This is a genomic window from Agreia sp. PsM10 (genome assembly GCF_030433855.1).
GTDB lineage: Bacteria > Actinomycetota > Actinomycetes > Actinomycetales > Microbacteriaceae > Agreia.
The window spans coordinates 1-276 of record NZ_JARUXC010000046.1; the positions used below are offsets into that span (position 1 = coordinate 1).

The window sequence follows — 276 nt, forward strand, 5'->3', positions numbered from 1 at the left end:
GTGTGAGCGAGATAAAATTTTATAATTATCCGGTAATTTCTTTACTAAGTCAGTCATTAACACATCAGCACTACTGGTTATTTGATGTAGTGAATTATGTTCGAATTCCCTAAAAGTCGGTGTATATAATATAATTTTATCCGATTTTGAGAAACCAAACTGCTCTCTAATTATGCTGCGTTTAGATGACCCTTGTACTAATTCATCATTTCTGGGTAGTCCTACTTTAAACATTTTATTTGCTTCAATATCAAATGCTCTAGAAAATATTTCAGC

At 31.5% G+C, this 276-nt stretch carries 1 protein-coding gene; it reads right to left on the bottom strand.

All coding sequences use genetic code 11. From position 1 onward, the window contains the following. Window positions 1-276: CDP-glycerol glycerophosphotransferase family protein (locus tag QCD70_RS19005; RefSeq protein ID WP_301219190.1), on the bottom strand; the 276-nt coding region annotated here is incomplete at both ends.